General features: G+C 72.2%; 6 protein-coding genes. 3 read left to right on the top strand and 3 right to left on the bottom strand.

What is annotated here, in order from left to right; all coding sequences use genetic code 11:
• Positions 1-75 precede the first annotated feature (75 nt).
• On the top strand, positions 76-2,280 hold the full coding sequence (gene katG / locus ACIQG9_RS24765) for a catalase/peroxidase HPI (protein WP_400406677.1): 2,205 nt from the start codon (positions 76-78) through the stop codon (positions 2,278-2,280).
• A 248-nt stretch (positions 2,281-2,528) separates the two neighbouring features.
• Positions 2,529-3,248 carry a carbonic anhydrase gene (locus ACIQG9_RS24770; protein ID WP_400406655.1) on the top strand — a complete coding sequence of 240 codons (720 nt, stop codon included), beginning with the start codon at positions 2,529-2,531 and terminating at the stop codon, positions 3,246-3,248.
• A 74-nt stretch (positions 3,249-3,322) separates the two neighbouring features.
• On the opposite strand, the gene argS is transcribed toward ACIQG9_RS24770, so the two are convergent.
• The 3 genes from argS to ACIQG9_RS24785 all read right to left on the bottom strand — a co-directional run bounded on the left by argS (position 3,323) and on the right by ACIQG9_RS24785 (position 6,647).
• On the bottom strand, positions 3,323-5,041 hold the full coding sequence (gene argS, locus ACIQG9_RS24775) for an arginine--tRNA ligase (RefSeq protein ID WP_400406657.1): 1,719 nt from the start codon (positions 5,039-5,041) through the stop codon (positions 3,323-3,325).
• A gap of 284 nt (positions 5,042-5,325) precedes the next feature.
• Entirely contained in the window at positions 5,326-6,384 is a 1,059-nt protein-coding gene (gene trpS, locus ACIQG9_RS24780; protein WP_400406661.1) for a tryptophan--tRNA ligase, read from the bottom strand.
• 95 nt (positions 6,385-6,479) lie between these two features.
• Positions 6,480-6,647 carry a hypothetical protein gene (locus ACIQG9_RS24785; protein ID WP_400406664.1) on the bottom strand — a complete coding sequence of 56 codons (168 nt, stop codon included), beginning with the start codon at positions 6,645-6,647 and terminating at the stop codon, positions 6,480-6,482.
• A 124-nt stretch (positions 6,648-6,771) separates the two neighbouring features.
• Here ACIQG9_RS24785 and ACIQG9_RS24790 point away from each other — a divergent pair, with 124 nt between their 5' ends.
• A complete protein-coding gene (locus ACIQG9_RS24790; RefSeq protein ID WP_400406668.1) occupies positions 6,772-7,014 on the top strand; it encodes an SCO4848 family membrane protein in 243 nt (80 codons plus the stop codon).
• The last annotated feature ends 724 nt before the right edge of the window (positions 7,015-7,738 follow it).

Below are 7,738 nucleotides of genomic sequence, written 5' to 3' on the forward strand. Positions count from 1 at the left end.
GTCCCGTAGTCAACCCTGATCCCCATTCCCGGAAGGATTCCCGTGGCTGAGAACCATGACGCAGTCGTAGGAGACATGAACTCGGAGGAGAGCGAAGGTCTCTGCCCGGTTGCGTCCGCACGCGCCCCGCACCCGACCCAGGGTGGGGGGAACCGGGGCTGGTGGCCGGAGCGGCTCAACCTGAAGATCCTCGCCAAGAACCCCGCCGTGGCGAACCCCCTCGGTGCGCAGTTCGACTACGCCGAGGCGTTCCAGGCTCTCGACCTCGCCGCCGTGAAGCGCGACATCGCCGAGGTCCTGACGACCTCGCAGGACTGGTGGCCGGCCGACTACGGTCACTACGGCCCGTTCATCATCCGGATGGCGTGGCACAGCGCGGGCACCTACCGCATCAGCGACGGCCGCGGCGGTGCCGGGGCCGGCATGCAGCGCTTCGCGCCCCTCAACAGCTGGCCGGACAACGCGAACCTCGACAAGGCCCGCCGGCTGCTGTGGCCGATCAAGAAGAAGTACGGCCAGAGCCTCTCCTGGGCCGACCTCATGATCCTCGCCGGCAACGTCGCCCTGGAGTCGATGGGCTTCACGACCTTCGGCTACGCCGGCGGTCGGGAGGACGTCTGGGAGCCCGACGAGGACGTCTACTGGGGTCCCGAGTCCACCTGGCTGGGTGACGAGCGGCACACCGGCGAGCGGGACCTGGAGAACCCGCTCGCCGCGGTCCAGATGGGCCTCATCTACGTCAACCCGGAGGGCCCGCACGGCAGTGGGGACCCGCTCGCCTCGGCCAGGGACATCCGCGAGACGTTCCGCCGGATGGCGATGAACGACGAGGAGACCGTCGCGCTGATCGCCGGTGGGCACACCTTCGGCAAGACCCACGGCGCGGCCGACCCGAACAAGTACGTCGGCCCCGAGCCGGAGGGCGCCTCGCTGGAGGAGCAGGGCCTGGGCTGGAAGAACACCTTCGGCACCGGCCGGGGCGGCGACACGATCACCAGCGGGCTCGAAGGTGCGTGGACGAACACCCCGGTGGCCTGGGACAACAGCTTCTTCGAGATCCTGTTCGGCTACGAGTGGGCGCAGACCACCAGCCCGGCCGGCGCGATCCAGTGGAAGCCGAAGGACGACGCCGGGGCGGGTACCGTCCCCGACGCGCACGACCCGGCACGCAGTCACGCCCCGACGATGCTGACCACGGACCTCGCGCTGCGGGTGGACCCGGTCTACGAGCAGATCTCGCGGCGTTTCCTCGACCACCCGGACGAGTTCGCGGACGCCTTCGCCCGGGCCTGGTTCAAGCTGACGCACCGCGACATGGGCCCGGTCGCGCGCTACCTCGGCCCCGAGGTCCCGACCGAGACGCTGCTGTGGCAGGACCCGGTGCCGCCGGTGACCCACGAGCTCGTCGACGCCGAGGACGTCGCCGCCCTCAAGGGGCAGGTCCTCTCCTCGGGGCTGTCGGTGTCCCAGCTCGTCTCCACCGCCTGGGCGTCGGCGTCGACGTTCCGGGGCGGCGACAAGCGCGGCGGCGCCAACGGGGCGCGGATCCGCCTTGAGCCGCAGAACGGCTGGGAGGTCAACAACCCGGACGAACTGGCGACGGTGCTGAGCACCCTGGAGGGGATCCAGGCGGCGTTCAACGCGTCCCAGACCGGCGGGAAGAAGATCTCGCTCGCCGACCTGATCGTGCTCGCCGGGTCCGCCGCCGTCGAGCAGGCCGCCAGGAACGCCGGCCACGCCGTCGAGGTCCCCTTCACCCCGGGACGCACGGACGCGTCGCAGGAGCAGACCGACGTGGAGTCCTTCGCCGCGCTTGAGCCGACCTCGGACGGCTTCCGCAACCACCTCGGGAAGGGCAACCGGCTGCCGGCCGAGTACCTCCTGGTCGACCGGGCGAACCTGCTGACCCTGAGCGCGCCCGAGATGACCGTCCTCGTCGGCGGTCTCCGCGTCCTCGGCGCGACCGTCAGGCAGTCGTCGGTCGGCGTCCTCACCGAGACCCCGGGCTCGCTGACCAACGACTTCTTCGTGAACCTGCTCGACCTGGGCACGGCGTGGACGCCGACGTCCGGGGACGCGCAGACCTTCGAGGGACGCGACCTCGCCACCGGTGAGGTCAGGTGGACGGGCACCCGCGCCGATCTCGTCTTCGGCTCGAACTCCGAGCTGCGCGCGCTCGCCGAGGTCTACGCGAGCGACGACGCCCGGGAGAAGTTCGCGCACGACTTCGTCGCGGCGTGGGTCAAGGTGATGAACCTGGACCGGTTCGACCTGGTCTGAGCCGGACGTCCAGGTCGGCCCGCAGCGGCCGACCTGGACGTCCCCGGTCCGGCGGTCGGCCCCGCGACCGGAGGTTCGTGGCGTGGCCGACGAGCCTCAGCCCAGCCCCGGCCCGGGGCGGTGGGTGGGTGCCGGCCCTCTCCTGACGGGCTGACCTGCGGCGCAACGAAATCCTGACCGGCCACTCAGTGAACCATCGATGGCAGTGGTAGGAAGGAGCCGAGCGTCTCACCTCTCAGGAGATCATCGTGAAGCTTCCCCACCTCTCCCGTCGATCGCTGTTGGCAACCGGTGGCGCCGCCGTCGTCGCCCTCGGTGCCACCGCCGCCGGCATGCCGGCCGTCGCCGCTCCGCCCGCCACCGCCACCGAGCCGCCGGCCGTCACGCCGACCGAGGCGCTGCGTCGCCTCCTGCACGGCAACCAGCGGTTCGTCTCCGGGCACAGCCGTCATCCGCACCAGAGCCTCCAGGACCTGCACCGGCTGGCCGCCGGCCAGCACCCGTTCGCCATCGTCGTCGGCTGCGCCGACTCCCGGGTCGCCCCCGAACTGCTGTTCGACCAGGGTCTGGGCGACCTGTTCGAGAACCGGGTGGCCGGCAACATCGTCGACGACCTGCTCCTCGGCAGCGTGGAGTTCGCCGTGGAGGAGTTCGACAGCCCACTGATCGTCGTCCTCGGGCACGAGCGCTGCGGGGCGATCAGCGCCACCATCGACGCCATCCACACCGGCGGAACCGCACCCGGCCACATCGGCACGATCGTCGACAGCCTGCGCCCGGTGGTGGAGCCGGTGCTGGGGCAGCCGGGTGACCCGGTGGAGAACGCCGTCCGGGCCAACATCCGGGCCCAGGTACGGGGGCTGTTCGAGCGCAGCCCGATCATCGCCGAGCGGGTGCACGAGGGCGCGGTGCGGGTGGTCGGCGCCCGGTACGACCTCGACACCGGCCAGGTCACCCTCGTGGACTGAGCGCGGGCCGCGACGCCAGCCCGTCCGGGGCCGCGCCCAGCCCGCCTGGCGCTGCCCCGGACGGGGTCGTCCGCTCACATCCGCTCGACCGTGCGGATGCCGAGCAGGTGCAGGCCCTGCCGCAGGGTCCGCCCGGTCAGGTCGGCCAGCACCAGCCGGCTGTCCCGCAGCTCCCCGTCGGCCCGCAGCACCGGACACCGCTCGTAGAACGCGCTGAACCGGGTGGCCAGCCGGTGCAGGTATCCGGCGAGCTGGTGGAACTCCAGCGTCCGGGCCACCTCGTCGACCACGGCGGCGAAGCCGAGCAGCTCCAACGCCAGCGCCCGCTCGGCGGGCTCGGCGAGCCGGATCCGCGCGTCCGGCCGGGCGGCGGTGCCGGCCCGCTGGAACACCGACCGGATCCGGGCGTAGGCGTACTGGAGGTAGGGCGCGGTGTTGCCGTCGAGGGCGAGCATCCGCTCCCAGTCCAGCAGGTAGTCGCGGGTGCGGTCGGTGGCCAGGTCGGCGTACTTGATCGCGCCGATGCCGACGGCCCGGCCGATCTCGGCCGCCTCGGCCTGGTCCAGCGCGGGGTTCTTCGCCCGGGCCAGCGCGGTCGCCCGTGCCACCGCCTCCGCCAGCAGGTCGACCAGCTTCACCGAGCCGCCGGCCCGGCTGCGCAGCATCCGCCCGTCCGGGCCGAGGATCGAACCGAACCCCAGGTGTTCGGCCCGGGCCGGGGCGCGCAGCCAACCGGCCTGCCCGGCCACCGCGAACACCATCGCGAAGTGCTGCCGCTGCGGCAGGCCGACCACGTAGAGCAGCCGGGTGGCGCCCAGGTCGCCGGTGCGCTGCCGCAGCGCGGCCAGGTCGGTCGCCGGGTAGCCGTACCCGCCGTCGCCCTTGCGCACGATCAGCGGCAGCGGGCTGCCGTCCCGGCCGGTGAACCCGGGCGGGAAGGCACAGTCCGCCCCGTCGCTGCCGGCCAGCAGCCCGAGCCGGTCGAGGTCGGCGACTACCGCGCCGAGCCGGTCGTTGTACGCGCTCTCACCCCGGAAGTCGGCCCCGGTCAGGGTCACGTCGAGCAGCGCGTACACGGTCAGGAAGTACCGTTCGGACTGCTCGACCAGCAGCCGCCACAGCCGCCGGGTCCGCTCGTCGCCGCCCTGCAACGCGACCACCCGCAGCCGGGCCCGCTCGCGGAACGCCGGGTCGGCGTCGAACTTCGTCCGGGCCGCCTTGTAGAACCCGTCCAGGTCGCCCATGGACAGCTCCTGCGCCGCCTCCGCCTCGCCGAGGTCCGTCAGATGTTCGATCAGCATCCCGAACGGGGTGCCCCAGTCGCCCAGGTGGTTGACCCGCCGCACCCGGTGCCCGAGCCAGTCCAGCAGCCGTACCGCCGCGTCGCCGATCACGGTCGAGCGCAGGTGCCCGACGTGCATCTCCTTCGCCACGTTCGGCCCCGAGTAGTCGACCACCACCGTCTCCGGGGCCGCCGTCACCGGCACCCCGAGCCGGTCGTCGCCGGCCAGGCCGGCGACCATCCCGGCGAGCGCGCCGTCGGCCACCGTCAGGTTGAGGAAGCCCGGCCCGGAGACCTCCGCCGTCGCGCAGACGTCGTCGAGGACCGCGTGGTCCAGCACCGCCGTGGCGATCTCGCGCGGCGGCCGGCCGAGCCGCCGGGCCAGCGCCAACGCCGCGTCGGACTGGAAGTCCGCGCGCGGCGACCGCCGTACCACGGGGTCGACCGGGCCGCCGGCCACGGTCGCGAACGCCGGCGCGAGCCGGTCGGTGAGCAGCCTTTCAAGATCCATGGGTACGCCGATCTGCTCGGATCCGTCAGTCAGGCGGATCTCCGGACGGGAGAGCCTGCGGACGGACCGAGGACGATCGGTGGTGACCGGCGGCTCGATCCGCCGGTCGCAGGGAATGGGTCAGCGCGGGCGGGCGACGGATCGCCGGCGTCGCTCCGCACCGACCTGGACGTCGTACGACGTGCCGGTGCCCTGAGCGGTCGCGCTGGTCATGCCCGGCAGCGTAACTGGCCGGCCGGGGCGGGCGCATTCCCGTACCCGGCCGGCCCGGTGCCCGTACGGCCTCAGGAGGGGGTGGCGGCGGCCCGGCGGGCCCGCTCGGCCCGGCGGCGCACCTGCTGGTACGCGGCGGTCAGGCCCATCGCGCGGCGCACCTGCACCAGGGTGGCACGGACCCGTTCCCGGGTCCGTTCGGTGCCCTCGACGATCACCTGGTCGACCAGCCCGGGTCGCGCCTCGATCCGGGCCCGGCGCTCCCGGATCGGGTCCAGGAACCGGTTGAGCGCCACCGCGAGCGCCTCCTTCACCTCGACGTCACCGACCCGGCCGGCCCGGTAGCGCTCCTTGAACTCCGCCACCTGGGCCCGGTCCGGGTTGAACACGTCGTGGTACGCGAAGACCGGGTTGCCCGCCACCGTCCCCGGCACGTCGGCGCGGATCCGGTTCGGGTCGGTGTACATCGCCATCACCCTGCGCCGCACGGTCGCCGGGTCGTCGGAGAGCGCGATGGCGTTGCCCCGGGACTTGCTCATCTTGCCCTGGCCGTCGGTGCCGACCAGGGTGGGCGTCTCCGACGCGATCATCTCCGGCACCGGGAAGACCTCGCCGTAGAGGTGGTTGAAGCGCCGGGCGATCTCCCGGGTCACCTCGACGTGCGCGGCGTTGTCCCTGCCCACCGGCACCACGTGTGCCCGCACGCAGAGGATGTCGGCGGCCTGGAGGACGGGATAGCCGAGCAGCCCGTAGGGGATCTCGTCGCGGCCGGCGTCCCGAGCCATCTCCCGCACCGACGGCACCCGTTCCAGCCGGGGCACGGTGACCAGGTTCTGGAACAGGGTGTTCAGGTCACCGACCTCGGGAATCGCCGACTGGAGGTAGAACGTCGCCCGGGCCGGGTCGACGCCGCAGGCGAGGATGTCGGTGACCATCTCCCGGGCGTTGCCGGCGACGGCGGCGATGTCCTGCCGGCTGTTGCGGGTGGTCAGCATGTGCAGGTCGGCGATGATGAAGAAGCTCTCGTGGCGCTGGTGCAGCGCCACCCGGTTGGCGATGCTGCCGACGTAGTGGCCGAGGTGCAGCCGCCCGGTGGGGCGGTCCCCGGTGAGCATCCGGGAAACGGACATGGTGGTACGCCTTTCGTGCCGTGGGGAAACGATGCGGGACGCGCACGCGCGACCGACCCGGGGCGTTCGCCCGTCGGGGTCGGGAGGTCAGCTCGTCAGAGTGCGAGCCGCCATCGCGCGCCGGCGCGGAACCGCAACCCACCGGCACGGAGGACGTCGAGGATCCGCTCCCGGCCGAAACCGGGGCTGGTCGGGAAGGACGGCAGAACGTCGCCCGGGAGGCCGTCCACGGCCTCCGGCGCGAGCGGAACCGGCCGGACCATGGCACCACGGTATCCGCTGCGGCGGCCCCGGTGGGGGCGACCGGCGGCCCACGGGCCGGTCCGGGTCGTGGGCCGGACGACGGACGCCCGCGTCCGTCGTTTCGCGCTGGCATACTCGCTGACCATGGTGTTGTCGCGCGGCTGGTCCCTCTTCCTGATCGCAGTAGGCGGGTGGACCTGGGTTATCTGGCCGAGGTTCGCGCTCGCCATCTGGAACGACCCGCGCGCCTGGGCGGGCGGCACCGTCGGCGCGGGCGCGCCGACTGCCTTCCTCTGGGTGCACGCCCTGCTGATCGGCGCCTCGCTGCTCATCGGCACCACCGTGGGTGTGCTCGGGGTACGCGGCTGGCGCGCGTCCGTGCGCTGAGCGACCGTGGCGGCCGGCGTGCGTCCCGGCGGCCAGCGAGCGCGCGGGCGTCGGGGCGTTGGTCCGTGGGGCTCGTGCCGGGGGTCCCTGGCCCCGATGCCCGGTTCGCCGAGCGTCACCGCCCTGACCAGGAAAGACAGATGGGCGATGATGGTGTGACGCGGGCCGCTACCTGCGGATTTGACGATCAAACCCACGGACGCGTAACTTTCTCTCTGCCAGCGCGGAACGGGGCAAACGGGACGAAAGTCCTGGGAGCGCCGAACCGGCACTGGTACCGGGTCGGAAGGGAGTTCAACTTCTGACGGCACGGTCCGGGCGAGGTTCGCCGAAGATGCCGCAGGGCGGATTTGGACGAGCGAAACCGACCGGGTAAGGTTGTCGACCGGCAGGGCACCGGGCGAGCGTGCGGGAAACCGCAGCGGCCGGTTCTGCCAAATCCGATGATCAAGTGCGGCACGAACTGCTGCGCGGGTTCAGCGGCGCCGACCCGTACGAAGCGTGACACACCGGGGCACACCGGTTGACACGGGGAAGACGGTGAGGTAACGTAGTAAAAGTGCCCGGCGCGAGAGCGACGGACACGGATGAACGAGATACCCCAGATCGGGGCTCTGCTTGAGCGGGGCTTTCGATCGGTGTGTGGTTGTTCTTTGAGAACTCAACAGGGTGCTTGATAAGCCAGTGCCAATTTGTTTATACCCCGTGCTGGTCAGGCTTCGGT

It is taken from the genome of Micromonospora sp. NPDC092111 (genome assembly GCF_044755745.1).
Taxonomy (GTDB): domain Bacteria; phylum Actinomycetota; class Actinomycetes; order Mycobacteriales; family Micromonosporaceae; genus Micromonospora.

Bases quoted from the DNA above. Each gene is read 5' to 3' on its own strand.
- trpS (WP_400406661.1), bottom strand. From the start codon at position 6,384: ATGTCCGTTTCCCGGATGCTCACCGGGGACCGCCCCACCGGGCGGCTG.
- argS (WP_400406657.1), bottom strand. From the start codon at position 5,041: ATGGATCTTGAAAGGCTGCTCACCGACCGGCTCGCGCCGGCGTTCGCG.
- katG (WP_400406677.1), top strand. From the start codon at position 76: ATGAACTCGGAGGAGAGCGAAGGTCTCTGCCCGGTTGCGTCCGCACGC.
- ACIQG9_RS24785 (WP_400406664.1), bottom strand. From the start codon at position 6,647: ATGGTCCGGCCGGTTCCGCTCGCGCCGGAGGCCGTGGACGGCCTCCCG.
- ACIQG9_RS24790 (WP_400406668.1), top strand. From the start codon at position 6,772: ATGGTGTTGTCGCGCGGCTGGTCCCTCTTCCTGATCGCAGTAGGCGGG.